The organism is Microbacterium sp. AG790 (assembly GCF_003634765.1).
Classification (GTDB): Bacteria; Actinomycetota; Actinomycetes; order Actinomycetales; family Microbacteriaceae; genus Microbacterium.
Genome location: NZ_RBWZ01000008.1, coordinates 139,035 through 164,427, shown reverse-complemented (window position 1 = coordinate 164,427; position 25,393 = coordinate 139,035). Strand labels below are relative to the sequence as shown.

Sequence of the window (25,393 nt, the reverse complement as noted above, 5' to 3'; positions counted from 1 at the left end):
CCCGCCGAAGCGGGGCTTTCGCGGGGTTCGGGTTACTTGCTCGAACCGCCGAAGTTCTTGAAGCGCTGGTTGAACTTCTCGACGCGACCGGCCGAGTCCATGATGCGCTGCTTGCCCGTGTAGAACGGGTGCGAAGCGGAGGAGATTTCGACGTCGATGACCGGGTAGGTCTCGCCGTCGAGCTCGATCGTCTTGTCGCTCGTGACCGTCGAACGGGTCAGGAAGGTCTCGCCGGAGCCGAGGTCGCGGAACACGACCGCCTTGTACTCGGGGTGGATGTCAGTCTTCATGGGGTTCCTAACGTGGTGCCCTGGATTTTGCCAGGGCGAGGGAAGTCTGTGATGCGGGCGCGTGCGCGCATGCACCAAGGATCGATCATACCAGCCCGAGATCGCCCCGATGAACCGGATCCTCAGTCGCCGTGCGTGGCCCGCGCGGCGTAGCGCCCGGCGTCCGCGGTCAGGGCGATCGGCATGCCGAACGTCGCCGAGAGGTTCTCCGCGGTGAGCGTCTCCTGGAGCGGTCCCGCGGCCACGACAGCGCCGTCGCGAAGGAGCAGGACGTGGGTGAATCCGACGGGGATCTCCTCGACGTGATGGGTCACCATCACCATGGCCGGCGTCGTCGGCGCCTGCGCGTAGCCGCTGAGCAGCTCGAGAAGCTCTTCGCGCGCGCCGAGGTCGAGGCTCGCCGTCGGCTCATCGAGCAGCAACAGCTCCGGATCGGTCATCACGGCGCGGGCGATCTGCACCCGCTTCTGCTCGCCGTCGGACAGAGTCCCGAAGGTGCGCTCGGCGAGGTGGTCCAGCTTCCACTCGGCCAACACGCGGCGTGCGCGACGCTCGTCGATCGTCTCGTAGGTCTCGTTCCAGCGCCCGAGCACGGAGAACGCAGCGGTCAGGACGACGTCGAGCACCGTCTCCTCCGGCGGCACCCGGCGCGCCATCGCCGACGACGCGAACCCGATGCGCGGCCGCAGATCGAAAACGTCGGTGCGACCGAGGCGCTCGTCGAGGATCGTGACCTCACCCGATGTCGGATGGATCAGCGTCGCCGCCAGCTGCAGGATGGTCGTCTTGCCGGCGCCATTGGGTCCGAGGACCACCCAGCGCTCATCGTCGGCGACGTGCCAGTCGATGCGATCGATGATGTTGCGAGCATTGCGGCGGACGACGACATCGACGAACTCGAGCACCTGAGGCATGCCCCCAGCCTATCGGGGGCGTTCGAGCCGTCCCGGCGGCACGCGCCGGATCTTCGCTCAGTCCGCGCGCTCGGCGACCTCGCGATAGAGCGCCTCCGTGGCATCCGCGATCGCCTGCCAGCTGAAGGCCGTGGCGGCGCGCTCGCGGCCGGCTTCACCGTACGCGCGCGCACGCTCGGGATCGGACACCACGTCGGTGAGCACGGCCGCAAGATCGGCCACGAAGCGGTCGGGGTCGACGGGCGTTCCCGTACCGTCCTGTACCTGTTCGATCGGCACGAGGCGCCCGGTGACGCCGTCGACGACGACCTCGGGGATGCCGCCGGTCGCGGTGCCCACCACGGCGGCACCGCATGCCATGGCCTCGAGGTTCACGATGCCGAGCGGCTCGTACACGCTCGGGCACACGAACGTGGTGGCCGACGTCAGGATCGCGCAGAGCTGGTCGCGCTGCAGGAACTCGTCGATCCAGACGACGCCGTCGCGGCGCGCCTGGAGGTCACGGACGAGACCTTCGACCTCGGCCATGATCTGCGGCGTGTCGGGGGCGCCGGCGCAGAGGACGATCTGCACCTCGGCGGGAAGCTCGGCGGCGGCTCGGAGGAAGTAGGGAAGACCCTTCTGCCGCGTGATGCGACCGACGAACACGACGGATGGGCGGTTCGGGTCGATGCCGTACCGCTCGAGAAGCGCGTGATCCTCTCGCGGATGCCACGCCTCGACGTCGATGCCGTTGTAGATCACACGCACCTTCGCGGGATCGAGGGAGGGATAGCTGCGCAGGATGTCGCGGCGCATCCCGTCGCTGACCGCGATCACCGCCGCGGCGTTCTCGTATGCCGTCTTCTCGATGTAGCTCGACACGGCGTAGCCACCGCCGAGCTGCTCGGCCTTCCACGGGCGCAGCGGCTCGAGCGAGTGCGCCGTCACGACGTGTGGGATTCCGTGCAGCAGAGAGGCGAGGTGTCCCGCGAAGTTCGCGTACCACGTGTGGGAGTGCACCACATCGGCGCCCGCGACACCGCCGACGATCTCCAGATCCGTGCCGAGCGTCTGGACCGCGGGGTTGGCAGCGGCCAGCTCCGCCGGCACGCCGTAGGACGTCGTGTCGGTCTCTTCGCGGTCGCCGCCGAACGCGCGCACCTGCACCTCGATGCTCCGCCGCAGCGCCGAGACGAGTTCGGTGACGTGGACACCCGCACCGCCGTAGATCTCGGGCGGGTACTCCTTGGTGACGATGTCGACGCGCATGTCACGAACGCTAGTACACGGTCGAACGGGGGCCTAGTGTGGTGACATGCCTGCAGCGCCGAAGGTCTTCGGAATCATCCTCGCCGGCGGCGAGGGAAAGCGCCTCATGCCTCTGACGGAGGACAGAGCCAAACCCGCGGTGCCCTTCGGCGGCCAGTACCGGCTGATCGACTTCGCGATCTCGAACCTCATCAACTCCGGGCTCCGCCAGATCGTCGTGCTGACGCAGTACAAGTCGCACAGCCTCGACCGGCACGTGTCCCAGACCTGGCGGATGTCGGCTCTGCTGAACTCGTACGTGGCGTCGGTGCCCGCCCAGCAGCGTCTCGGCAAGCGCTGGTTCTCGGGCTCGGCAGACGCCATCCTGCAGTCGCTGAACCTCATCCACGACGAAAAGCCCGACATCGTGGTGGTGATCGGCGCGGACCACGTCTACCGCATGGACTTCGAGCAGATGCTCGCCGCGCACATCGAGTCGGGCGCCAAGGCGACGGTCGCCGGCATCCGCCAGCCCATCGGGCTCGCCAATCAGTTCGGGGTCATCGACCTCGACCCCAGCGACAACGTGACGATCCGCGACTTCCTCGAAAAGCCCCAGAACCCGACCGGGCTGGCCGATGCGCCGCACGAGGTCCTGGCATCGATGGGCAACTACATCTTCGACGCCGACGCCCTCATCGCGGCGGTGGAGGCGGACGGTGAACTGCCGGGCTCGAACCACGACATGGGCGGCGACATCATCCCGTACTTCGTGGGGCGCGGCGAGGCGGCGGTCTACGACTTCAAGCGCAACGACGTGCCGGGCTCGACCGATCGCGACCGCGATTACTGGCGGGATGTGGGCACGATCGACTCGTTCTTCGACGCCCACATGGATCTCATCTCGACGCTGCCGATCTTCAACCTCTACAACGTCGACTGGCCGATCCACTCGCAGTCGGTGAACTCGCCACCCGCGAAGTTCGTCCGCGACGGCGTCGGACGCATGGGCAACGCGATCGACTCCATCGTGTCGCTGGGCTCGGTGCTGTCGGGAACCCACCTGGAGCGCTCGGTCGTCGGGCCGTGGACGTTGTCGGGCGGCGGGTCGACCATCACCGACTCCGTGCTCTTCGACCACGTCCAGGTCGGTGCCGGCGCGCGGGTGCATCGCGCGATCCTCGACAAGAACGTCGTCCTGGAGCCCGGGGCGACGGTCGGAGTGGACCGCGCCTTCGATCTGGCGCGCGGGTTCACCGTGACCGACAGCGGCATCACGGTGGTGGGAAAGAACGCCTACGTCGCGCGCTGACGGCCGATAGGTTGGACGGGTGCCTGACGCCCGCTTCCTCGTCGTGTTCGACGCCGATTCCACCCTGTTGCGCAACGAAGTCATCGAGCTCATCGCCGATGAGGCCGGCCGCGGCGCCGAAGTCGCGGCGGCCACCGAGGCGGCGATGCGCGGTGAGGTCGATTTCGCGACGAGTCTGCGCTCTCGGGTGGCCGAGCTGCGCGGCGTTGCGCTGAGTGCCTTCGACCGGGTGCGGGCGCGCGTGGAGCCGACCCCGGGAGCGGCAGAGCTCGTCGCGGCGATCCACGACCGCGGCGGGCGGGCCGCCGTCGTGTCCGGCGGATTCCACGAGATCCTCGACGTCGTCGCCCCAGCGCTCGGGATCGATCAGTGGCGCGCGAACCGGCTTGCGGTCCAGAGCGGGGTGCTGTCCGGTCTCGTCGAGGGCGAGATCGTGGATGCCGCCGGCAAAGCGGCAGCACTGCGCGAGTGGGCCGCGGCATCCGGTGTTCCCCTCGCCCGCACGATCGCCGTGGGCGACGGCGCGAACGACCTGCAGATGATGGCCGTCGCCGGACTCGGTGTCGCGTTCAACGCCAAGCCCGCGGTGCGACGGCAGGCCGACCTCGTCGTCGGACCCGTCGACCTGCGAGAGCTCATACCGCTGCTTCCCTGACCCGACGCGAGCGCGTCCGCCGGCACCCCTGCCGCGATGTCGGTGGCACGGCGTACCGTCAGCGCATGGACGTCATCATGATTCCCGGCCTCTGGCTCGATGCATCGTCGTGGGACGATGTGCTTCCCCCGTTGCGAGCGGCAGGATTGCGCCCCCGCCCCTTGACGATGCCGGGCCTGGGTGCGCCCGGCGACGAGAGCGTCGATATCGGCATCGCCGACTGGGTTGCTGCGGCTGTCGCCGCGATCGACGAGTCCGTCGGCCCGGTTGCGGTCGTCGGCCACAGCGGGGGCGGCAACGTCGCCTGGGGCGCAGCGGATGCCCGCCCCGAACGCGTCACCCGCGTCGTCCTGGTCGATACCGCGGTGCCATTCGATGGGGGCATGATCTCGGAGTTCGACGTCGTCGACGGTGTCGTGCCGTTCCCCGGGTGGGACTTCTTCGACGCCGACGACGTGGCCGATCTCGACCCGCAGACGCGGACCCGGACGGCTCCGCTGACGCATGCCGTGCCGGCACGAGTGCCCACCGACGCCATCTCACTCACGGACGAGCGTCGCTATGGGGTTCCCGTGACGGTGCTGTCGGGCTCACTGAACGACGAGGAGTTCCGTGGCTTCTTGGCACAGTGGGGCCGGTATGCCGACGAGTTCGCCGCCATCGATGACAGCGAGATCATCCGGCTCGGCAGCGGTCATTGGCCCCAGTTCTCGCAGCCGCAGCGGCTCGGCGAGGCCATCGCCGCCGCCATCACGCGAACACCCTCCGTGTCCTCCCCGCGGTGAGCGCAGCCGCGCGTCGAAGCACCGACGCCGCTCAGTGGCCCATGCCGAGGCCGCCGTCGACGGGGATGACAGCGCCCGAGATGTAGGCGGCATCCTCCGACGCCAGCCACGTGACGACACCGGCGACCTCGTCGGGCGTCGCGAAACGGCCGGCGGGGATGTTCCGCTTGTATTCGTTCTGCGTGTCTTCGGGCAGTTCGGCGGTCATGTCGGTCTCGATGAATCCGGGGGCGACGACGTTGGCGGTGATCCCACGGCCTCCCAGCTCGCGGGTCAGCGAGCGCGCGAAGCCGACGAGCGCAGCCTTCGACGACGAGTAGTTGATCTGACCCGGCGAGCCGTACAGGCCCACGACGCTGGAGATGAGGATGACCCGCCCCCACTTGGCCCGCAGCATGCCTTTGGACGCACGCTTGACGACGCGGAAGGTGCCGCCCAGGTTCGTCGCCACGACGGAGTCGAAGTCGTCCTCCGTCATCCGCAGCAGCAGCGTATCCTTCGTGATCCCCGCGTTCGCGACCACGATTTCCACGGGACCGAGCTGCTTCTCGACGTCGGTGAACGCGGCATCCAACGACGCGGCATCCGTCACGTCCGCGCGCACCGTGAACGTGCCCTCAGGACCCTCGCCGGAGCGGGCGGTGACCGCCGTGCGGTACCCCTCGGCGACGAAGCGTGCGGCGATCGCGCGGCCGATGCCGCGGTTTCCGCCGGTGACGAGGACGACGCGATCGTGCGACATGGGGGCTCCGTTTCGCTGGGGAGTAACCGCCCCAGCCTACTCGGCGCGCCGGCGGCTCCCCGCTCCCGCACGGCGGCCGATAGGCTGGCACGGCGAGACAGGAGAGATCATGACCGACGCGACGAACCCTCAGTCCCCGGATGCCGCGGCCACCCCGCCGGTGACGCCTCCGACTCCGGCTCCTGCGGCGGAGGCCCCCTACACGCCTCCGGCTCCGCCCGCCTACCAGCCGCCGTCCTACCCGCAGCCGACCTACCCGTCCGCGCCCCCGGCGTACGGCGCGAGCACCGGTGCGCCGGTGCAGCCTGCGCCCGGCGCGCCCCCCGTCTACGGATCCGCCCCCTCCTACGGGGCGGCCGCGCCGAAGACGAACGTCCTCGCCATCATCTCGATGATCGCCTCGATTCTCGGCTTCGTGTGGATCCTGCCGCTGATCGGATCGATCGGCGGCGCCGTCATGGGTCACATCTCGCTGAACCAGATCAAGCGCACGGGCGAGGGCGGTCGCGGCATGGCTCTCGCAGGCGTGATCGTGGGATGGGTCGGCGTGGCGATCTCGCTCTTGATCATCGGCTTCTTCGTCTTCTTCATCCTGCTGGGGGCAGCCGCAAGCTCGCGCTACGGCTCGTACTGAGCCCGTGGCACCACTCCTGCGCCGCACACGCGGCGTAGGCTGAGGGGACCGTGAAAAGCTCCCGTCCTCAGTCCGCCACCTCGTTGCCGCGCGCACCCCGCGACGACGCGAGCGCGCGCATGACGAAGTACTTCACGATGATGGTCATTCGCGTGATCTGCTTCGTCCTGATGGTGGCCGTCACCCCTTACGGCTGGTACACCTGGCTGTTCGGAGCGGGAGCGATGTTCCTGCCCTATTTCGCCGTGGTCATCGCCAATGTCGCCTCCGGGTCGGCGGAGCGTGCTGTCGCGCCCGAGCGAGCCATCGAGGCCACGCCGACGGTGCGCGCGCCGTCGGCCGACCCCACCGCGGCGGTCGACGAGGCGCCCCGCGTGATCAGGCTGAGCGAGTCGTCCCACCAGCCGCCCGCGCCCCGGACACCGTCGGACGACGCATGACCGCGGCCATCTGCTCGAGGACAGGCTGCCGCGCGCCCGCGTCGTGGCAAGTGCAGTGGCGCAATCCGCGCATCCACTCCCCCGAACGACGCAAGATCTGGACCGCCTGCGACGACCACGTCGCCTACCTGCGCGATTACCTCGCCGCCCGGGACTTTCCGGTTCACGTCGTCGCTATCGAGGCGGAGGCGACGAGATGAGCGGGCGCACGGCCCGACAGCAGACCGCGCTGCGCTGGGCGGGGTACGTCGCGATCGCGATCGTCTTCGCCATCGTCTGCGCCTTTCTGTCGAACTGGCAGTTCACGCGCAACGCGGACCGCAGCAGCCAGCTCGCGCTGATCGCCGCGAACTACGACGCCGCTCCCGTGCCACTGGACCAGGTGATCGGCACCGACGGGACGTTCCCGCCCGCAGACCAGTGGCGCCCCGTCACCCTCACCGGCGAGTACCTGACAGACCGGACGCTGTTGGCCCGAAACCGTGCCCACGGCGGGACCAGCGCGTTCGAGGTGCTCGTCCCGTTCCGAACCGTGGAGGGAGCGGTCTTCCTCATCGACCGCGGGTGGTTGCCGCCGGGCTCAGCCCAGCCGGAGCCCGACACGATCCCCGCTCCCCCCTCGGGCCAGGTGCAGGTCGTCGCCCGCCTGAAGCCGGGCGAGCCACTGCCGAACTCCGGACGCTCCGCGCCGGACGGTCAGGTGCCCACGATCAATCTCCCCCTCGTCGCAGAGACCACCGCTCAGCCCACGCTGATCACCAGTGCGTACGGACTGCTGGTGTCGGAGCAGCCCAGCCCCTCGCAAGCGCCGAACGCCCTCGAGTCGCCGTCGGACGACCCAGGCCCGTATCTTTCGTACGCCATCCAGTGGATCCTCTTCGCACTGATGGGGTTCGTCTTCATCTGGTACATGATCCGCACCGAGATCCGTCACCGACGAGAGGATGCCGAAGACGCGGCGGCGGCAGCCTCGGCTGAGGTGGCCGAGACCGCGTCACCCGAGGAGGCGGATCCTTCTGCGGCTGCCCGTCGCCGTCGACAGCGCGAGACCCGGCGACGCGATCGCGACATGCAGGAAGAAGACGCCCTGCTCGACGAGCTCACGCCTCGCTGAAACCGGTGCGAGCACCAGCCCTCAGGCGAGCGTGATGAGGTCGACGTAGTCGCGACCCCAGATGTCCTCGACACCGTCCGGCAGGATCAGCACCCGCTCGGGGTTGAGAGCCTGAACGGCGCCCTCGTCGTGGGAGACGAGCACGACAGCGCCTTCGTAATGCGCGAGCGCGCCGAGGATCTCCTCGCGCGAGGCGGGGTCGAGGTTGTTGGTCGGTTCGTCGAGCAGCAGCATGTTCGCCGAGGAGACGACCAGCGTCGCCAGCGACAGGCGGGTCTTCTCACCGCCGGAGAGCACACCGGCGGGCTTGAGAACGTCGTCGCCGGTGAACAGGAACGAACCGAGCACCTTGCGCGCCTCGGTGGCGTTGATGTCCGGCGCCGCCGACATCATGTTGTCGAGGACTGAGCGGTTGACGTCGAGGTTCTCGTGCTCCTGGGCGTAGTAGCCGATCTTCAGGCCGTGGCCGGGCTCGATGACGCCGGTGTCGGCGTTGTCCACACCGGCGAGGATCCTGAGCAGTGTGGTCTTGCCGGCGCCGTTGAGGCCGAGCACGACCACTTTCGATCCACGATCGATGGCGAGGTCGACGTCGGTGAAGATCTCCAGCGATCCGTACGACTTGGAGAGGTTCTTCGCCATGAGCGGCGTCTTGCCGCAGGGCGCGGGCTTCGGGAAGCGCAGCTTCGCGACGCGGTCCTCCTGGCGGACCTCCTCGAGGCCGGAGAGCATCTTCTCGGCGCGCGCGACCATCTGGTGCGCCGCGGCGGCCTTGGACGCTTTGGCACCGAAACGCGCGGCCTGCAGCTGCAGCGCCGTCGCCTTCTTCTCGATGTTGACGCGCTCCTTCTTGCGGCGTTCCTCGTCGGCGACCCGCTGACGCAGGTAGTTCTTCCAGTTCATGTTGTAGACGTCGATGACCTGGCGCATCGCATCGAGGTAGAAGACACGGTTGACCGTCTCGCCGACGAGTTCGACGTCGTGGCTGATGACGATGAGCCCGCCCTTGTAGTTCTTCAAGAACTCGCGCAGCCACACGACGCTGTCCGCGTCGAGGTGGTTCGTCGGCTCGTCGAGGATCATCGTCTGCGCATCGGAGAAGAGGATCCGCGCGAGCTCGATGCGGCGACGCTGGCCGCCGGACAGCGTCTTCAGCGGCTGGTCGAGGATGCGATCCGGCAGCGACAGGTTGTGCGCGATGGATGCCGCTTCGGACTCGGCCGTGTAGCCGCCGAGCGCCTCGAAGCGCTCCATGAGGTTGCCGTAGCGGCGCATCGCCTTCGCGGCCACCTTCTCGTCGGCATCCCCCATCTGCATCGACGCCTCCTGCATCTGCAGGGCGAGGGTGCCGAGTCCGCGTGCATCGAGGATGCGGGTGCGCGCGAGCATCTCCGGGTCACCGGACCGCGGATCCTGCGGGAGGTAGCCGAGTTCGCCCGAGCGCTCGACCTTGCCGTCGGCCGGCAGCAGGTCGCCGGCCAGCACCTTCGTCAGCGTGGTCTTTCCGGCACCGTTTCGGCCGACGAGACCGATCTTGTCGCCGTCGGAGACACGGAACGACACCTCCGACATGAGCGTGCGAGCGCCCACGCGGATCTCGAGATCGTGCACGGCGAGCACAGCGGACGTCCGTTCGTCGGGGATGGGAACCGGTCCAGAGACGGACCAGCCTCCCATTCTACCGTCCACGTCCAACGTCGGCCGCCGCTCCGATCGAGAGGTGCCAGACTCGGGCCATGCGATTGCGCCCCTTCGCCGACGATGATCTGACCCTGCCCTTCCTCGGCACGATCCCGTTCCGCGCCGATCGATGGCGCGATGCGCATACCCGCTCGACCGTGCTGGAGGTAGACGGGCACCCCGTGGCCGCCGGCATCATGTGGACCTCGCGGGTGCACGGGGACCGGTACTGGCTCGCCATCGTGGTGGAGCCGGCATCGCGTGGCCGTGGGTACGGAAATGCCGTGTTCGCCCACCTGTCGACACTGCGAGCTGCGCCACTGGCCTTCATGACGCGCGGGTACGTCGACGACGACGCGCTCGGATTCGCCGACGCCCTCGGAGCGCGGACGATACAGGTGGTGCCACCCGCGGACGTGACGACGGCGTCCCGCGCGGTGCTGCGCCCGCACCCGGCGGTGCAGAGCGTCCGCGATCTGCGGTGGGACGACGTCCTCGATGCCAACGCGGCCGTCTACGCCTGGACGCACGCGGCATGGTCGCCCGTCGCTCCGGACTTCGCGGCGGCTCTATCGGAAGACCTCGAGGCTGAGGTCGACCGCGACGCGAGCAGCGCCGCCGTCGTCGACGGCGCGATCGTCGCGCTGGCGCTCGTCTATCACGACTCGACACCCCCGTGCCTCACCGCGGAGACCACGAGGAGGGAGACGGCCGACGGTGAGCGTTTGATCGAGGCCTGCGTGCGGCGTTCCCTCGACGTGCTCGCAGCTCGCGGGGTCGAACTGGTCACCTTCGATGGCCATGTCAGCGATCCGCACTTCCTCCCCGTGTGGGCGCGCCTCGCACCGAGCGGCCGGTGGTTCCGCCTGGTCGAGATCCCTCCGGCCGCCGGCTGACTCAGCGCGCCGAACGGGTCATCCGCACCTCCCGCACGCCGTCGTCGACGCGTGCGGTGCCGTCGGGTGCGAAGCCGTGCTTGGCGTAGAAGGCCTGCGCGCGGGGATTGGGGTCAGCCACCCACAGCATGTGCGCCACGGATGGCGGAGCCACCTCGTCCAAGAGCGCAGCGCCGGCGCCGGTGCCGTGATGATCGGCGAGGACATAGAGCACGTAGAGCGCTCGATCGGGGGTGCCATCCGACCGGTCGGCTTCGAGTGTGGGACCGGTCATCGCGATTCCGACGACCTCGTCATCGACGACGGCGACGGCCGCGACGACGTGCGCGAACCGGGGATCGTCGCCGAGCGCCGCGTTCCAGAAGCGCTCGCGGCGGTCCACGAAGTCGGGCGCGTCGAGGACCTCGTCCGACATCAGGCCGCGGTAGGTCTGCCGCCATCCCTCGACGTGCACGCGCGCCATGCCGGCGGCATCCGCGGGACGGGCGACGCGAACGGTGAAGGTCGTCATGTCGCGAGTGTAGTCAGCGGCGCATGCGACGGCGCCGGATCGGGGTCGCAAACGGCGTCTGCATAGCGGTGGATGCCGCGTGTCGCGACCCCGAACCCGCCGGATCGCAGGCGCCGCCACACCGACGGCGAGCGCGCGGGACGGGACGCATGGCCGTCCGATTGTCTTCATGCGACAACGAATCCGGCGGTGTTCCATCGATGTCAGCCAGGTGAGCCGCGCGGCGAGACTCTAGGCTGAGCCGTGACCCGTCCGCCTCTCGAAGGAGACCGCATGTCCCTCGCCGTCGCCGGCCGCCGCCCCGTGCTCGCCGACCTCATCGCCCGCCCGACCGACCGTGCGCGCGCCGCCGCACTGGATGCCGCTCTCGTCGTCGCGGGCGCCGCGGTGGTCGCCGTTCTCGCGCAGGTCGAGGTGCCGCTCTGGCCTGTCCCTGTCACCGGACAGACTCTCGCCGTCGTCGTCGTGGGCGCCGCGCTCGGTGCCCGCCGGGGCGCTGCCGCTCTCGTCACCTATCTCGTGGCCGGCCTGGCGGGCCTGCCGGTCTTCGCCGGGTTCACGGGAACGATCGCGGCGATCACCAAGCCGAGCTTCGGGTTCATCATCGGCTTCATCTTCGCCGCCTTCGTCGCGGGGTGGTTCGCGGAGCGCGCCTGGGATCGACGTCCCGTCCTCGCGTTCGTCGGTTTCGCGGCGGCGAGCGTGATCCCGTTCCTGTTCGGCGTACCGTACATGGCCTTCATTCTGAACACCGTCCTGGGCAAGGGCCTCGGTATCGAGGCGATCCTCGCCGCCGGTGTCACCCCGTTCATCCTTGGCGGCATCGTCAAGGCCGCGCTCGCTGCGCTGCTAATCCCCGCTGCCTGGGCGGGCGTCCGCGCCCTGGAGCGCCGGTCCGGTCGCTGACCCTCACCGCGCAACGACGACGGCCCCGACCACTGCGGTCGGGGCCGTCGTCGTGTCTCTCGCGGCGTCAGCCCTTCGCCACCGCCACCGCAGCGGCCAGCTTCTGCGTGATGGTCGGCAACGCCCAGGGCAGCGTCAGCGCGGTCGGCGAGACTGCCGCCACGTTCTCCGCGCCCACCATCGCCGCCACGGCACCCTTCTTCACCGCGGGGATCAACTGACCTCGCGCGGAGCCGAGGAACTCGTCGAGCGTCTTCTGGTCCTCGCCCTGCGTGAAGATGACCTGAGCATCGATCTTGTCGAGGTTCTCCTGGCTGACCGTGGTGTAGAAGGTGCCCTCGCCCTTGTCCAGGGAAGTCACGCTGGGCGGCGAGACGAAGCCGAGGTCCTGCAGGACCTCCACCCGGGGATCGGCCGGGAGATACATGTAGAAGGTATCCACGTCGTCATCCACGTAGGCGATCGTGACACCGGCGAACTCGGGGTGAGCGGCGGCCGCGTCCTTCACCTGCGCGTCGAGGCTCGTCAGCAGGTCGGCAGCCTGCGTGCTCATGCCGAGAGCCTTGCCGGTGATCGTGATGACGTCGCGCCACGGCGTCGCCCACGGCGCGCTCGGGTAGGCGACGACGGGGATACCCGCCGCCGTGATGGCGTCGTAGTCCTTCTGCGTGAGCCCCGAGTAGGGGGCGAGCAGCAGGTCGGGGTTCGTCTTCAGCAGCTCCTCGAGCGGGACGTCGTTCGAGCTGACGTCGAGAATGGCGGGCTTGGTGCCTCCGAGCTTGTCGACGGCATCCGCGATCCACGGCGGCATCTTGTCGTCACCGCCCGAGTAGTTGTCGGCGGGAATCGCGACGGGCTGGATGCCGAGGGCGAGAACGGCGTCCGTCGCACCCCACCCCCACGTCGCGATGCGCTCGGGCTTCTTCTCGATCGTGGCGTCTCCGAGCGCCGAGGTGATGGTGACGGGGAAGCCGTCACCCGAAACGCTCTCGGAGGTGGTGGGCGCCGCGGATCCGGCGGCGCAGCCGGACAGCAGGAGTGCGGTCACTCCGGCGATCGCGGCGAGTCCGAGTGCTGTGCGGAGTCGTCTCATGGGTCTTCCTTTCTCAGGGACGTGCAGGGATGGCGCCGTCGACGCGTGCGGAGGCGCTCGCCGACGGGACGGGGATGATGATCGGCGTACCGGTGAGAGGATCGGGCATCACCAGCGACGACAGCCCGAACGCCCGACGGATCGTCTCGGCGGTCATGACCTCGGTCGGAGCGCCATGGGCGATGACGCTTCCGGCGTGCATGACGACGAGCTCATCGGCGTACCGGGCGGCCAGGTTGAGATCGTGGAGCACCGCGACGACCGTGGTTCCCCGTTCGCGGTTGAGGTCGCTCAGAAGGTCGAGCACCTCCAACTGGTGGCTCAGATCGAGGAAAGTGGTCGGCTCGTCGAGCAGCAGGATGCGCGGATCCTGCGCGAGTGCCATCGCGATCCACACGCGCTGACGCTGCCCGCCCGACAGATCGCCTACGGGCCGCTCGGCGAGGTCTGTGATCCCCGTCCACGCCATCGCCTCGTCCACCCGCGCCGTGTCGTGCGCGCTCCAGCGTTGCAGCAGTCCGCGGTGGGGATGACGGCCGCGACCGACCAGCTCGGCCACCGTGACGCCGTCGGGTGCGGTCGGATGCTGCGGGAGAAGTCCGACGGTCTGGGCCAGCTGACGGCGCGGGATGCCGCGGACATCCGCGTCGTCGATCTCCACGCGACCCGCGAGCGGCGGGTGGAGTCGGGCGAGTGTTCCCAGCAAGGTGGACTTGCCCGACGCGTTGGCGCCGATGATCATCGTGACGCGCCCGGGAGCGATCTCGAGGTCGAGGTCGTCGATGACACGTCGGGAGTGGTAACCGGCGGCGAGGGCACGCGCGGCGAGGCGCGGTGCCTCCGGAGACGACGTCATAGCTGGCGTCCTTTCGATGTGGCGAGCAGCCAGAGCAGGAAGAGGGCGCCGACCGCACCGGTCACGACGCCGACGGGCATGCTGACGCCCGGGATGGCGTACTGGGCGACGAGATCGGCGGCCGACAGCAGAACAGCGCCCAGCGCAGCACTGGTGCCGACCCCGACGGCGCCGTGCCGCAGGAGCCCGCGGGCGATGGCGGGAGCGCACAGCGCGATGAAGGAGATCGGTCCGACGAAGGCGCAGGTCACGGCGGTGAGGAGCACCGCGCTGGTCACGACGACCAGACGAACCGGCGCGCTGGCGACGCCGAGCCCGTGCGCGCTCTCCCGCCCCAGCTGCACGAGCGGCAACCACCGCGATGCGACGACGAGCGCCGGAAGCAGCGCGATGATGACGATCACGACCACGACCACCTGCCACCACGGCGTCGAGGACAGGCTTCCCGTGAGCCACAGCAGCGCGAGTCGCGCCTCCTCGACCTTCGCACGCACCATCAACAGGTTGATGAGAGCGGCGGTGAGGAACGAGACGCCGATGCCGGCCAGGATGAGGCGGAACCCGCCGTCGCGCAGTGAGCGTCCTGCAAGAGCGAGCAGGACCGCGACAGCGGCTCCGCCGGCGAAGGCGAACACCGCCAGGAGCGGTCCGGTGGTCCCCAGGACGAGGATCGCGGTGACGGCGGCGAGACCGCTTCCACCGGAGATGCCGAGCAGGTCGGGACTGGCCAGAGGGTTGCCGAGGAAGGACTGCAGGAGCGCCCCGGCGGCGCCCAGCGCGGCCCCGACCACCAGCGCCATGGCGGCGCGCGGCGCCCGCACCTGGAAGACGACGTACTGCTCGATGCGCGTCCCGGACCCGGTCAACGTCGCCCAGAGACGGTCGGGGGCGATCGGGTAGTCGCCCACCGAGACGGCGACGACGACGGCGACGACGGCGAAGACGATGACCGTGCTCACCACGATGCGGTGGCGGCGGGCGGCGGCGCGGCGGACGGCCAGGGTGGCACTCACAGCATGCTCCGACGCGGCTGCAGCACGAGTGCGATCAGGACGGGGGCGCCGATGATCGCGACGACGATGCCGGCCTGCACTTCGCCGGGTGGCGCGACGACGCGTCCCACCACATCGGCCAACAACAGGAAGACCCCGCCGTAGAGCATCCCGAGAGGCAGGAGGCGCCCGTAGCTGCCCCCGACGACGGCACGCAGCGCGTGCGGGACGAGCAGCCCGAGGAAGACGATCGGGCCGGCGATCGCGGTCGCCCCGCCGCACAGGAGCACGGTCGCGACGATGCCGAGCACGCGACTGCGACCGACGTCGTGCCCGAGGCCGGCGGCGGTGTCCGCACCGAGAGCGAAGAGGTCGAGGCCGCGGGCGGATGCCAGGGCGAGGACGGCACCGACGACGAGTGCGGGCAGCACGAGTGCGACGGCGTCCAGACCTCGAGTCGACAGGCCTCCGGCCGCCCAGTACCGGTAGACGTCGAGCGCGTAGGAGTTGGTGTTGAGGATCAGGAAGGTGACCGCGCTGAGCCCGGCAGTCACGGCCGCGCCGGTGAGTGCGAGTCGCGCAGGCCCGGCCTCGTCCCCGCGGCCTCCGATCAGCGCGACCGCGACCGCCGCCACGGCGGCGCCGCCGAACGCGAACCAGACGAAGCCGTCCGGCGTCGACATCCCGAACAGCGTGATCGCAGCGAGCACGGCCACCGAGGCCCCCGCATTCAGGCCGAGCAGTCCGGGATCGGCGAAGGGGTTGCGCGTGAGGCCCTGCATGACCGTTCCCGCCAGGGCGAGCGCGGCGCCCGCGCAGACGCCGATGACGGTGCGGGGCACGCGCTGTGTGACGACCACGATGTGATCGGGGTTGGCGGCGTCGAACGACGCCAACGCGTGCCACACGTCGACCGGGGCGATCTGCCGCGCTCCGACTCCCAGCGAGAGCAGGACGAAAACGGCCAGGAGGGCAGCTCCGGTCACCGCGACGACCAAGGTTCGGCGCGGTCGTACCGGCGCGCTCATTCGACGCGCTCGGACTGACCGCGTCGCCAGTAGCCCATGAAGGCGACACGCTTACGGTCGACTCCGCACTCCGACACGAGAAGCCGCCGGAGAGTCTTGACCGTCGCCGACTCCCCCGCCATCCACGCATAGAACTCGCCGTCGCCGTCCTCGGGGCTGTCCCAGAGCAGGTCGCGATCGACGTCGATCTCCTCGAGCGGCTGAGGTCGCGGCGCTGCCGCGCGGGCAAGGACGTCGGCGTGGCGCGTCGTCCACGCGGTGACCGCCTCGATGAGGGCGTCACCGTGCGGACGGTCGCCGCGCGCGAGCCAGGTCAGGCGCACACCGGATGCCGCGGGAAGCTCCGGCCGGAGCGCATCCTCGGCGCTGGGCACCTCGACGAACGCGTCGAGCTCGCATCGTGGATCGAGCGACTCCAGGATGCTGCAGATCGCGGGCGCGGCCGTCTCGTCTCCGGCCAGCAGCAGCCGGCGGGCGGTGCCGGGATGCCAGTCGAGTCCGACACGGGAGTGAGGGCTCCGCTCGTCGGGACCCACGATGACGAGCTCGTCGCCGACGGCGGCACGTTCCGCCCAGGCTCCCGCGGGACCGGCGTCGTGGTGGACGACGAAGTCGACGGTGAGCTCGCGAGCGGCGACATCCACCCGACGCACCGTGTAGGTGCGGAAGGGGTTGCGCCGCGCGGAGGGCAACGCACGCCATCTGTCGTACCAGTCACCCGCGTGCTCGGCCTGACCGAAGTCGGAGTAGCCGCCCGGGACGTCGGGCAGGGGCAGAACGACCTTGATCCGCTGATCGAGGCCTGCCGTGCCGAACCACTCCAGATCGGGACCCGTGAAGCACACCCGCACGAAGTGCTCAGAGAGCCGCTCGACGGCGCGGACACGGACGGCGTACGGGCGGTAAGCCGGACGGACGACGGTGGCGGATTCGGTCACTCCATAAGGTTAGCCTTACCTTCGTCAGATGTCACACCGGCGAGCCGACGAGACGTCCGATTCGCTCGACGGCTTCGGTGAGAACCTCCGGCCCGCAGCCGAAGTTCACGCGGACGTGACCTGTGCCCTGCGCTCCGAAGTGCGGGCCGTGATGGACAGCCACGCGCGCCTCGGCGAGGATGCGCCCGGCCGGGTCGTCACCCCAGCCGTACGCACTCAGATCCACCCAGGCGAGGTAGCCCGCGTCGGGCAGGCGGTAACGAGCGCGAGGCAGGTGTGCGGCGAGGAGGTCCGCGAGGAGATGACGGTTGAGATCGAGTCGGGCGCGCAGGGCGTCGAGCCACTCATCGGATGCCGCGTCGAGTGCCGCAACGCTCGCGATCGCGCCGAACAGCCCCGTTCTCCACTCGACTTCCGAGGGCAGGTCGCGCACGACGGCGGTCGTCCGTTCGTCCCCGGTCACCATGACCGCGCACTTCAACCCTGCGAGATTGAACGCCTTGGAGGGGCTGGTGACGGTGTAGCCGAGCGCTGCGGCTTCCGGTGAGGAGGCGAGAAAGGGGGTGAAGGTCGCATCGTCGTAGACGAGCGGGGCGTGGATCTCGTCACTGATGACCACGGCACCATGTCGCGCGGCGATCCGGGCCAGCGCGGCCAGCGTCTCACGTGAGTGGACCGTCCCGGTGGGGTTGTGCGGGTTGCACAGCAGCACAGCGCGAGCACCGTGGGACAGCGCCTCCTCGATGCCCTCCAGGTCGAGCTCCCACGTCGTCCCCGTGTCGCGCAGCGGCACGGAAGCGACACGGCATCCGGCTTCTTCGACCGTCATCGCGAACGGCGGATACACCGGCGGGGTGATCACGACCGCGTCCCCGGGTGTGGTGACCGCGCGCAGGATCTCGACGACGCCCATCATCACGTCGCCGGTCGTCCGCACACGGTCGGCATCGACGGCCCACGCGAAGCGGCGAGCGGCGAAGGACGCGAATGCCGCACGCACACCGGGCTCCGGTGGCGTGTACCCCGTGTCGCCGAGCTCGATCGCCGTGGTCAAGGCGCTCGTGATCAGCGGCGCGAGGGCGAAGTCCGTCTCCGCCACGAACAGCGGCAGGACGTCGGAACCGTACGTACGCCACTTCGTGCTGGACCGCCGCCGCAGGCTCTCCACGGGAAGGGCTTCGAGAGGAACGATGCTCACGCCTCGAGCCTACCGACGGCTCCCCTGCGGGTGCGCCCCGCCGTCATCGGATGACGATCAGATGGCGAAGCCCAGCGCACGCATCATGTCACGGCCGTCGTCGGTGATGCGTTCGGGACCCCAGGGCGGCATCCACACCCAGTTGATGCGGAAGCGATCGACCACGTCGTCCAGGGCCTGCGCGGTCTGCTCTTCGAGCACGTCCGTGAGCGGGCAGCCCGCCGAGGTCAGCGTCATGTGGATGACGAGGGCGTCGTTCTCCTCGTCCCAGCTGAGGTCGTAGATGAGACCGAGATCGACGACATTGATCCCGAGCTCGGGATCCATCACGTCCTTGAGAGCTTCGGTGACGTCGTCGTACTTCTCCGGACTGAGCGTCGCAGTCATGGGTTCGATCCTATGCCTCGACGATGTCGGACGGCTCGAGATACCGGTCGTAGCCCTCGTCCTCCAGCCGCTCCGCCAGCTCCGGTCCACCCTCCTCGGCAACGCGGCCCTTCACGAGCACGTGCACGAAATCGGGCTTGATGTAGCGGAGGATGCGCGTGTAGTGCGTGATGAGCAGCACGCCGAGGTCCGTCGCCTCCTTGGCACGGTTCACCCCTTCGGAGACGATCTTCAGCGCGTCGACGTCGAGGCCGGAGTCGGTCTCATCCAGCACCGCGATCGCCGGCTTGAGCAGCTCGAGCTGCAGGATCTCGTGGCGCTTCTTCTCGCCGCCGGAGAAGCCCTCGTTGACGTTGCGGGCAGCGAACTTCGGATCCATGCGGAGGTTCTTCATCGCCTCCTTGACGTCCTTCGTCCACGTACGGATCGCGGGCGCCTCGCCCTCGATCGCGGTCTTCGCCGTACGGAGGAAGTTCGTGACGGTCACACCGGGGATCTCCACCGGATACTGCATCGCGAGGAACAGCCCGGCACGAGCGCGCTCGTCGACCGACATCGCCAGCACGTCCTCGCCGTCCAGCGTGATCGTGCCCTGGGTCACCGTGTACTTGGGGTGACCGGCGATCGTGTAGGCGAGGGTCGACTTTCCGGAGCCGTTGGGACCCATGATCGCGTGGGTCTCGCCGGTACGCACCGTCAGGTCGACGCCGTTGAGGATGGGGGTCTCCCCCGCGTCGGTCTCGACCGTCACGTGGAGGTCGCGGATCTCGAGAACAGCCATGTCAGTTACCTTCTTCAGTTCACGTCTTTGAGGACAGCGGGATCGATCAGGACGTCATTCCCGTCGATCGTGACCGCGTACACGGGCACCGGCTCATAGGCCGGAAGGTTCAGGGGGCGGCCGGTGCGCAGCGAGAAGGCCGAGCCGTGGGCCCAGCACTCCAGGGTCTCCCCTTCCACGAACCCGTCCGACAGCGAGATGTCGCCGTGCGTGCAGGTGTCGCCGATCGCATGGACCTCACCGTTCGAATCCAGGACGACGGCCATCGGAACGCCGTCGATCTCGACGCGCACCGCGGTGTCCTGGGTGAGGTCGCTCAGGCTGAGCGCCTTCTGCGCGGTCATGCGTGTTCTCCTTCGGCCGCCGTCGCCAGAGCCAGCTCGTCCTCGATCGCGGCGATGAGCTCGTCCTGCAGGGCCGGCACATCGATCTTCTGGACGATCTCGGCGAGGAATCCCAACACGACCAGACGTCGAGCCTCGTCCTCCGCGATTCCACGCGCCTGCAGGTAGAACAGCTGCTCGTCGTCGAAGCGCCCGGTCGCGCTCGCGTGTCCCGCGCCGCGGATGTCGCCTGTCTCGATCTCGAGGTTGGGGATCGAGTCGGCGCGTGCACCGTCGGTGAGCACGAGGTTGCGGTTGGCCTCATACGAGTCGGTGCCCACGGCATCCGGTCCGATGAGCACGTCACCGACCCAGACGCTGCGCGCGGACTCGCCCTGCAGCGCTCCCTTGTAGAGCACGTCTCCGACCGTCTGCGCACCCTTGTGGTGCAGGTAGACCTGGCTCTCCAGGTGCTGACCGGCGTCGGCGAACGACAGACCGTAGAGTCTGCCCTCCGCACCTGCTCCCGCGAGCTCGACGGACGGGTTCACGCGGACGACGCGTCCGCCGAGACTGACCACGACGTGGGTCAGCGTCGCGTCGCGGTCGACCCGCGCCTGGTGAGATGCCAGGTGAATGGCGTCATCGTCCCAGCGCTGTACCGAGACGACCGTCAGCGCGGCGCCGTCACGAACGATGATCTCGACGTTCTGCGCCTGCTGTGCGGTACCGGCGTGGCGCAGCACGACCGTCGCCCGTGAGTGCGCCTGTGCCTCGATCACGACGTGCGCATGCGCGACGCCGCCGCGACCGGTGAGATGAACGACGACGGGCTCATCGAGTTCGATGCCCGCGGGGATGCGGATGAGCGGCGCCTCGTCTTCCTGCGCCCACGCGATCGCGCTGACGCGATCCTCGGGACGGAAGACCTCGCCGCGCGGTGCCTCCCCGACGCGCAGACGGACCTGCTCGACGGAAGAGGGAGCACTCACCTCGACGCCGATGACGTCGTGCGGGGCGGGCTCGTCCCGCAGCAGGGCGCCCAGGAGAGTCAGCGGCGTGTGCTTCCAGTTGACTTCGCGGCCGGTCGGCACGGCGAAATCGGAGGGGTCGAACGAGGTCGGCCGCTCCGATCGCGTCTGCACCGGCACGAAGCCGGAGACCAGCGTGGCCGCAGGGTCGATGTGACCCTCCGCCCGGATGCTCTCGCCGGCGGGGGTCTGAGTCGCTGTCGTCATCAGCCGACGGATCCTTCCATGCCCATCTCGATGAGCTTGTTGAGCTCGAGGGCGTACTCCATGGGCAGTTCGCGTGCGATGGGCTCGATGAAGCCGCGCACGATCATCGCCATCGCCTCGTCCTCCGGCATGCCGCGGCTCATCAGGTAGAAGAGCTGCTCTTCGCTCACCTTGGAGACCGTGGCCTCGTGACCGAGCTGCACGTCGTCGACACGTATGTCGATCGCCGGATACGTGTCCGAACGCGAGATCGTGTCGACCAGGAGCGCGTCGCAGCGCACGGTGTTCGCCGAGTGGTGGGCGTTCGCGTCCACGCGCACCTCGCCGCGGTACCCGGCCCGGCCGCCACCGCGGGCGATCGACTTGGAGACGATCGAGGACTGCGTGTAGGGAGCCATGTGGATCATCTTCGCGCCGGCATCCTGGTGCTGTCCGGGACCGGCGAAGGCGACCGAGAGGGTCTCCCCCTTCGCGTGCTCGCCCATGAGGTAGATGGACGGGTACTTCATCGTGACCTTCGAGCCGATGTTGCCGTCGATCCACTCCATCGTCGCGCCTTCGTGGGCGATGGCGCGCTTGGTCACCAGGTTGTAGACGTTGTTGGACCAGTTCTGGATCGTCGTGTACCGCACGCGGGCGTTCTTCTTCACGATGATCTCGACGACGGCCGAGTGCAGCGAGTCGCTCTTGTAGATCGGCGCCGTGCAGCCCTCGATGTAGTGGACGTAGCTGTCCTCGTCGGCGATGATCAGCGTCCGCTCGAACTGGCCCATGTTCTCGGTGTTGATGCGGAAGTACGCCTGCAGCGGGATCTCGACGTGCACGCCCTTCGGGACGTAGACGAACGATCCACCCGACCAGACGGCCGTGTTGAGGGCGGCGAACTTGTTGTCCCCGGCCGGGATCACGGTGCCGAAGTACTCTTCGAAGAACTCGGGGTGCTCGCGCAGCGCCGTGTCGGTGTCCATGAAGATGACGCCCTGCTGCTCCAGGTCCTCGCGGATCTGGTGGTAGACGACCTCGGACTCGTACTGCGCGGCGACGCCGGCGACGAGGCGCTGACGCTCCGCCTCCGGGATGCCCAGCTTCTCGTACGTGTTGCGGATCTCCTCCGGGAGGTCCTCCCACGACTGCGCCTGCTTCTCGGTGGAGCGCACGAAGTACTTGATGTTGTCGAAGTCGATGTCCGAGAGGTCGGCACCCCACGTGGGCATCGGTTTGCGCCCGAACAGCTGGAAGCCCTTCAGTCGGGTCTTCAGCATCCACTCGGGTTCGTTCTTCAGCGCCGAGATCCCGCGGACGACGTCCTCGTTGATCCCGCGCTGGGCGACGGCGCCGGCGGCGTCTTCGTCGTGCCAGCCGAATTCATAGACGCCCAGTCCCTCGAGTTCGGGACGGTCGATGAGCACATCCGACATGGGGTTTGCCTCCTTCGTGCCCGGCGGTGTCATCCGCTCCGGCATTCCTGCGCCTGCGCCTGTCTCACGATCGGAGTGTCGTGGGCGAAGGTCGGATGCCGCTTCCAGGGCCGTTTTCGTGTCGTTTTCTCCGACGTGGTCTTCGTCGGGGCGTGCACCGCGCGCGCCTAGACTGTAGGTGGCGTGACGCGCTCCGCGCGCCGCTGTTCCCACCCCTTCAGTCTATAGGCAACACCCCGACACGGGGGTGGCCGGCGCCCGTCCGGGCGCGCATCCGGGAGGCGACCCCACCTTGTCCGCACCACAGACCTCCAGCGCCGACACCACCACCGCGGCGCCCGCACCCGCGGACGGGCGCGGACTGCTGTCGCGACTTCCCGCGCGTGTCGGGCGCCCGACACGCGTCCTCGCGTGGCTCGTGCTGATCAGCAACATCGTCATCGTCGGCACGGGCGGTCTCGTCCGGCTCACCGGCTCGGGCATGGGCTGCGAGACCTGGCCGTACTGCACCCCGGATTCGCTCGTCCCGACGCAGGAGCTCGGCATCCACGGCCTCATCGAGTTCGGCAACCGTACGCTGACCGGCGTCCTGGTGATCGTGGCCCTCCTCGCCTTCCTGTCCGTCGTGCGCCTGTGGCGCACGCGTCCGGAACTGCCGCGGCTCGTGCTCGCGATCGGCATCGGCATCATCCTGCAGGCCGTCATCGGCGGTGTCACCGTGTGGCTGCACCTGCACCCCAGCATCGTCGGGCTGCACTACCTGCTGTCGGCCGCGCTCGTCGCGATTGCCGCCGCCTACGTCGTCCGCGTGTACGCGAAGCCCGGCCGGCGAGAGCTCGTCGTCCCGCGCGGCTACGCCGTCGTGGCGCACGTGACGAGCGTCGTCGTTCTCATCACGGTGGTCATCGGCATCCTGCTGACCGGCTCCGGCCCGCACGCCGGAGACACCGCCGCCGCCCGCAACGGCCTCGACCCGATTTTCTGGCAGCACGTGCACAGCTGGCCCGCCTACGTCCTTTTCGCGCTCACGCTGGTGCTGTTCGGGTGGTCCTACCGGCTGGGTGCGACGACGGGCATGCGGCGATGGACGGGTCTGCTGCTCGGCGTGGAGCTGGTGCAGATCGCGATCGGGCTGTGGCAGGCGCGCACGGGCCTTCCGATCGCTCTCGTGAACATCCACATGATGCTCGCCGTGACACTCGTGGCGGCGATGACCGCCGTGATCCTGCACATGAAGCAGCCGCATGACATGCTGGATGCCGGCGAGCGCTCCACAGCGATCTCATAGCCGGCGCATCACCGCTCCTCTGGTGGTTCGCAGATAGTCGATGTGTCGCCGCGCGTGCGGCGACGTGACAGAAGGAGCTTTCCCATGCCCAACACCGCCCGTGTGATCCGCAGCATCCCGTTCTGGGTGCTCGTGGGCGGCTCGCTCGTCGCCGTCGGCGGCGGCGTCTACCTGCTCGTCGACAAGCTGACCGTCATGGCCAGCACGCTCGCCGACGGCACCGCCACCGGTGTCGAGGTCTACGCCGGTCAGATCTGGGCCGTTCTCGGCGCGATCCTCATCGGCGTCGGCCTCATCGGTCTGGCTCTGGCGCTGACCCTCGGCACCATCGGCTCGATCGCGCGCGGCGTCACGCCGAGCGTCGTCGCCGAGGAGATCGACGTGGTCGAGGTCGTGGAGCCCGCGACGGTCGCCGCCCCGGTGGCCGAGACGATCGCCGCCCCGACTGCGGACGCCGACGAGTCCGATGCTGCGACGACGGACCGCCCCACGGTCTGATCGCGCACCGAACGACACGAAGGCGCCGGCTCCTCGAGGAGTCGGCGCCTTCGTCGTCCGTTCAGAACGGGAGCAGCGGATCGATCGCGATGGCGACGAACAGGAGCGTCAGGTACGTGATCGACGCGTGGAAGACGCGCATGGGGCGGATCTGCTCTCCGCGGACGGCACGGTTGTAGAGCACGTGGGACTCGACGATGAACCAGCCGCCGAACGCGAGAGCGGATGCCGTGTAGACGAGGCCCATGCCCGCGACGGGAATGAGCAGAAGCGAGCAGGCGACGGTGGCCCAGGCGTACAGGATGACCTGCAGCCCGACCTGCTGGCCGTTGCGCGTCGCGCCGAGCATCGGCACGTCCGCTTCCTGGTAGTCGCCCTTGTACTTCATCGACAGCGGCCAGTAGTGCGGCGGGGTCCAGAGGAAGACGAGGAGGAAGAGGACGAAGGGGGTCCAGGTCAGCGATCCGGTGACGGCCGACCATCCGATGAGCACCGGGAAGCACCCGGCGATGCCGCCCCAGACGATGTTCTGCTCGGTGCGGCGCTTCAGCAGCATCGTGTAGATGACCACATAGAAGAAGATGGCCACGGCGCTCAGCGTTGCGGCCAGCCAGTTGGTGGTCAGCAGCAGCCAGAGAGTGGAGCCCACCGCCAGGCTCCAGGCGAACACGAGAGCGCCTCGCGGAGTCACCTCGCCCGTGACGAGCGGACGATTCTCGGTCCGACGCATGTGCGCGTCGATGTCGCGATCGAGGTACATGTTGAAGGTGGCGGCCGATCCGGCGCTCATGGCGCCGCCGATCACCGTCGCCAGCACGAGCCACAGATTCGGCATCCCGCCCTGCGCCAGGATCATCACCGGCACCGTCGTCACCAGGAGCAGCTCGAGCACGCGGGGCTTGGTCAACGCAACGTACGCGCGGATCTTCTGGCCGAGGGGCAGGGCGATCGCGACATCGTTCCCGGCGGACACGCTCGACTGCACCATGCCCGCAGACCCCTTCCCCGGCTCACTCCAGACCTTTCCCCAGTCTAGGTCACGAGGCCATCGGGTGATCGCCCGAGCCGCAGCCGCCCACCGCGGATCGGTCGACGTTCGACGGCGAATTGTCACGGACGACACATGCGGCCTGCGACCCGCGGCACTTCGCTAAGCTGAAAACACAGGCGTCGCCGAGCGCCGGCAGGCAGCGCTTCGACGCCGCCGCGGCCGGCTGGAGAGTCGGACGCACTCCCCTCTTTTCGA

29 protein-coding genes are annotated in these 25,393 nt (G+C 68.9%); 11 read left to right on the top strand and 18 right to left on the bottom strand.

What is annotated here, in order from left to right; all coding sequences use genetic code 11:
* Positions 1-32: 32 nt before the first annotated feature.
* The 3 genes from DEU37_RS08665 to glgA all read right to left on the bottom strand — a co-directional run bounded on the left by DEU37_RS08665 (position 33) and on the right by glgA (position 2,455).
* Entirely contained in the window at positions 33-290 is a 258-nt protein-coding gene (locus DEU37_RS08665) for a type B 50S ribosomal protein L31 (RefSeq protein WP_005049315.1), read from the bottom strand.
* Positions 291-412: 122 nt separating this feature from the next.
* Positions 413-1,204, bottom strand: coding sequence for an ABC transporter ATP-binding protein (locus DEU37_RS08660; RefSeq protein WP_005049313.1), 792 nt, complete (start codon positions 1,202-1,204; stop codon positions 413-415).
* A gap of 57 nt (positions 1,205-1,261) precedes the next feature.
* The gene (glgA, locus tag DEU37_RS08655) at positions 1,262-2,455 is read right to left on the bottom strand and encodes a glycogen synthase (RefSeq protein WP_121190273.1); all 1,194 of its coding nucleotides are present in this window, start codon (positions 2,453-2,455) and stop codon (positions 1,262-1,264) included.
* 46 nt (positions 2,456-2,501) lie between these two features.
* Here glgA and glgC point away from each other — a divergent pair, with 46 nt between their 5' ends.
* From glgC to DEU37_RS08640, 3 genes are all read left to right on the top strand, one after another.
* The gene (gene glgC, locus DEU37_RS08650) at positions 2,502-3,746 is read left to right on the top strand and encodes a glucose-1-phosphate adenylyltransferase (protein WP_039416083.1); all 1,245 of its coding nucleotides are present in this window, start codon (positions 2,502-2,504) and stop codon (positions 3,744-3,746) included.
* 19 nt (positions 3,747-3,765) lie between these two features.
* Entirely contained in the window at positions 3,766-4,401 is a 636-nt protein-coding gene (gene serB / locus DEU37_RS08645; protein WP_121190271.1) for a phosphoserine phosphatase SerB, read from the top strand.
* A 65-nt stretch (positions 4,402-4,466) separates the two neighbouring features.
* Positions 4,467-5,186: an alpha/beta fold hydrolase gene (locus tag DEU37_RS08640; RefSeq protein WP_259457216.1), complete on the top strand. Its 720-nt coding sequence runs from the start codon at positions 4,467-4,469 to the stop codon at positions 5,184-5,186.
* Positions 5,187-5,217: 31 nt separating this feature from the next.
* Here the strand turns inward: DEU37_RS08640 and DEU37_RS08635 are convergent, their stop codons facing one another.
* Positions 5,218-5,928 carry a beta-ketoacyl-ACP reductase gene (locus DEU37_RS08635; RefSeq protein ID WP_121190269.1) on the bottom strand — a complete coding sequence of 237 codons (711 nt, stop codon included), beginning with the start codon at positions 5,926-5,928 and terminating at the stop codon, positions 5,218-5,220.
* A gap of 109 nt (positions 5,929-6,037) precedes the next feature.
* Here DEU37_RS08635 and DEU37_RS08630 point away from each other — a divergent pair, with 109 nt between their 5' ends.
* The 4 genes from DEU37_RS08630 to DEU37_RS08615 are packed head-to-tail and all read left to right on the top strand — an operon-like array spanning position 6,038 to position 8,116.
* A complete protein-coding gene (locus tag DEU37_RS08630; RefSeq protein ID WP_121190267.1) occupies positions 6,038-6,562 on the top strand; it encodes a DUF4190 domain-containing protein in 525 nt (174 codons plus the stop codon).
* A 50-nt stretch (positions 6,563-6,612) separates the two neighbouring features.
* Complete coding sequence (locus tag DEU37_RS08625; RefSeq protein ID WP_121190265.1) at positions 6,613-7,002, top strand: DUF3099 domain-containing protein; 390 nt, start codon at positions 6,613-6,615, stop codon at positions 7,000-7,002.
* A complete protein-coding gene (locus tag DEU37_RS08620) occupies positions 6,999-7,202 on the top strand; it encodes a hypothetical protein (RefSeq protein WP_061681547.1) in 204 nt (67 codons plus the stop codon). Before DEU37_RS08625 ends, DEU37_RS08620 begins: the two co-directional genes overlap by 4 nt.
* Positions 7,199-8,116: an SURF1 family protein gene (locus tag DEU37_RS08615; protein ID WP_121190263.1), complete on the top strand. Its 918-nt coding sequence runs from the start codon at positions 7,199-7,201 to the stop codon at positions 8,114-8,116. Before DEU37_RS08620 ends, DEU37_RS08615 begins: the two co-directional genes overlap by 4 nt.
* A gap of 21 nt (positions 8,117-8,137) precedes the next feature.
* Here DEU37_RS08615 and DEU37_RS08610 read toward each other — a convergent pair whose 3' ends face one another.
* The gene (locus DEU37_RS08610) at positions 8,138-9,736 is read right to left on the bottom strand and encodes an ABC-F family ATP-binding cassette domain-containing protein (protein ID WP_121190261.1); all 1,599 of its coding nucleotides are present in this window, start codon (positions 9,734-9,736) and stop codon (positions 8,138-8,140) included.
* Between the two features lie 116 nt (positions 9,737-9,852).
* Between DEU37_RS08610 and DEU37_RS08605 the strand changes: the two genes are divergently transcribed.
* Positions 9,853-10,692: a GNAT family N-acetyltransferase gene (locus DEU37_RS08605; protein WP_121190259.1), complete on the top strand. Its 840-nt coding sequence runs from the start codon at positions 9,853-9,855 to the stop codon at positions 10,690-10,692.
* Position 10,693: 1 nt separating this feature from the next.
* Here the strand turns inward: DEU37_RS08605 and DEU37_RS08600 are convergent, their stop codons facing one another.
* The gene (locus DEU37_RS08600) at positions 10,694-11,203 is read right to left on the bottom strand and encodes a GNAT family N-acetyltransferase (RefSeq protein WP_121190258.1); all 510 of its coding nucleotides are present in this window, start codon (positions 11,201-11,203) and stop codon (positions 10,694-10,696) included.
* Between the two features lie 273 nt (positions 11,204-11,476).
* Here DEU37_RS08600 and DEU37_RS08595 point away from each other — a divergent pair, with 273 nt between their 5' ends.
* Complete coding sequence (locus DEU37_RS08595) at positions 11,477-12,109, top strand: biotin transporter BioY (protein WP_121190257.1); 633 nt, start codon at positions 11,477-11,479, stop codon at positions 12,107-12,109.
* 67 nt (positions 12,110-12,176) lie between these two features.
* Here the strand turns inward: DEU37_RS08595 and DEU37_RS08590 are convergent, their stop codons facing one another.
* The 11 genes from DEU37_RS08590 to sufB are packed head-to-tail and all read right to left on the bottom strand — an operon-like array spanning position 12,177 to position 22,361.
* On the bottom strand, positions 12,177-13,202 hold the full coding sequence (locus DEU37_RS08590; protein ID WP_121190255.1) for an iron-siderophore ABC transporter substrate-binding protein: 1,026 nt from the start codon (positions 13,200-13,202) through the stop codon (positions 12,177-12,179).
* Between the two features lie 13 nt (positions 13,203-13,215).
* Positions 13,216-14,058, bottom strand: a complete 843-nt coding sequence (locus DEU37_RS08585) for an ABC transporter ATP-binding protein (RefSeq protein ID WP_121190253.1) — start codon at positions 14,056-14,058, stop codon at positions 13,216-13,218.
* Positions 14,055-15,071 (bottom strand): iron chelate uptake ABC transporter family permease subunit, encoded by a 1,017-nt coding sequence (locus DEU37_RS08580; RefSeq protein ID WP_121190251.1) that lies wholly within the window; start codon positions 15,069-15,071, stop codon positions 14,055-14,057. The genes DEU37_RS08585 and DEU37_RS08580 overlap by 4 nt, the downstream gene beginning before the upstream one ends.
* Positions 15,068-16,036 carry an iron ABC transporter permease gene (locus DEU37_RS08575; protein ID WP_259457215.1) on the bottom strand — a complete coding sequence of 323 codons (969 nt, stop codon included), beginning with the start codon at positions 16,034-16,036 and terminating at the stop codon, positions 15,068-15,070. The genes DEU37_RS08580 and DEU37_RS08575 overlap by 4 nt, the downstream gene beginning before the upstream one ends.
* A gap of 38 nt (positions 16,037-16,074) precedes the next feature.
* Complete coding sequence (locus DEU37_RS08570) at positions 16,075-17,016, bottom strand: siderophore-interacting protein (protein ID WP_121190248.1); 942 nt, start codon at positions 17,014-17,016, stop codon at positions 16,075-16,077.
* Between the two features lie 31 nt (positions 17,017-17,047).
* Positions 17,048-18,214 carry a MalY/PatB family protein gene (locus DEU37_RS08565; protein WP_121190246.1) on the bottom strand — a complete coding sequence of 389 codons (1,167 nt, stop codon included), beginning with the start codon at positions 18,212-18,214 and terminating at the stop codon, positions 17,048-17,050.
* Positions 18,215-18,271: 57 nt separating this feature from the next.
* The gene (locus DEU37_RS08560) at positions 18,272-18,601 is read right to left on the bottom strand and encodes a metal-sulfur cluster assembly factor (RefSeq protein WP_005049292.1); all 330 of its coding nucleotides are present in this window, start codon (positions 18,599-18,601) and stop codon (positions 18,272-18,274) included.
* Between the two features lie 10 nt (positions 18,602-18,611).
* Positions 18,612-19,382, bottom strand: coding sequence for a Fe-S cluster assembly ATPase SufC (gene sufC, locus DEU37_RS08555; protein WP_005049291.1), 771 nt, complete (start codon positions 19,380-19,382; stop codon positions 18,612-18,614).
* Between the two features lie 14 nt (positions 19,383-19,396).
* Positions 19,397-19,726 (bottom strand): non-heme iron oxygenase ferredoxin subunit, encoded by a 330-nt coding sequence (locus tag DEU37_RS08550; protein ID WP_061681565.1) that lies wholly within the window; start codon positions 19,724-19,726, stop codon positions 19,397-19,399.
* The gene (sufD, locus tag DEU37_RS08545) at positions 19,723-20,943 is read right to left on the bottom strand and encodes a Fe-S cluster assembly protein SufD (RefSeq protein WP_121190244.1); all 1,221 of its coding nucleotides are present in this window, start codon (positions 20,941-20,943) and stop codon (positions 19,723-19,725) included. The genes DEU37_RS08550 and sufD overlap by 4 nt, the downstream gene beginning before the upstream one ends.
* On the bottom strand, positions 20,943-22,361 hold the full coding sequence (sufB, locus tag DEU37_RS08540; RefSeq protein WP_005049286.1) for a Fe-S cluster assembly protein SufB: 1,419 nt from the start codon (positions 22,359-22,361) through the stop codon (positions 20,943-20,945). Before sufB ends, sufD begins: the two co-directional genes overlap by 1 nt.
* Positions 22,362-22,653: 292 nt before the next feature.
* Here sufB and DEU37_RS08535 point away from each other — a divergent pair, with 292 nt between their 5' ends.
* Together DEU37_RS08535 and DEU37_RS08530 are read left to right on the top strand one after the other, a co-directional pair.
* On the top strand, positions 22,654-23,649 hold the full coding sequence (locus DEU37_RS08535) for a heme A synthase (RefSeq protein WP_121190486.1): 996 nt from the start codon (positions 22,654-22,656) through the stop codon (positions 23,647-23,649).
* An 84-nt stretch (positions 23,650-23,733) separates the two neighbouring features.
* Positions 23,734-24,147 carry a dinucleotide-utilizing enzyme gene (locus DEU37_RS08530; protein ID WP_121190242.1) on the top strand — a complete coding sequence of 138 codons (414 nt, stop codon included), beginning with the start codon at positions 23,734-23,736 and terminating at the stop codon, positions 24,145-24,147.
* Positions 24,148-24,208: 61 nt separating this feature from the next.
* Here the strand turns inward: DEU37_RS08530 and DEU37_RS08525 are convergent, their stop codons facing one another.
* On the bottom strand, positions 24,209-25,135 hold the full coding sequence (locus DEU37_RS08525) for a heme o synthase (protein ID WP_121190241.1): 927 nt from the start codon (positions 25,133-25,135) through the stop codon (positions 24,209-24,211).
* Positions 25,136-25,393: the final 258 nt, after the last annotated feature.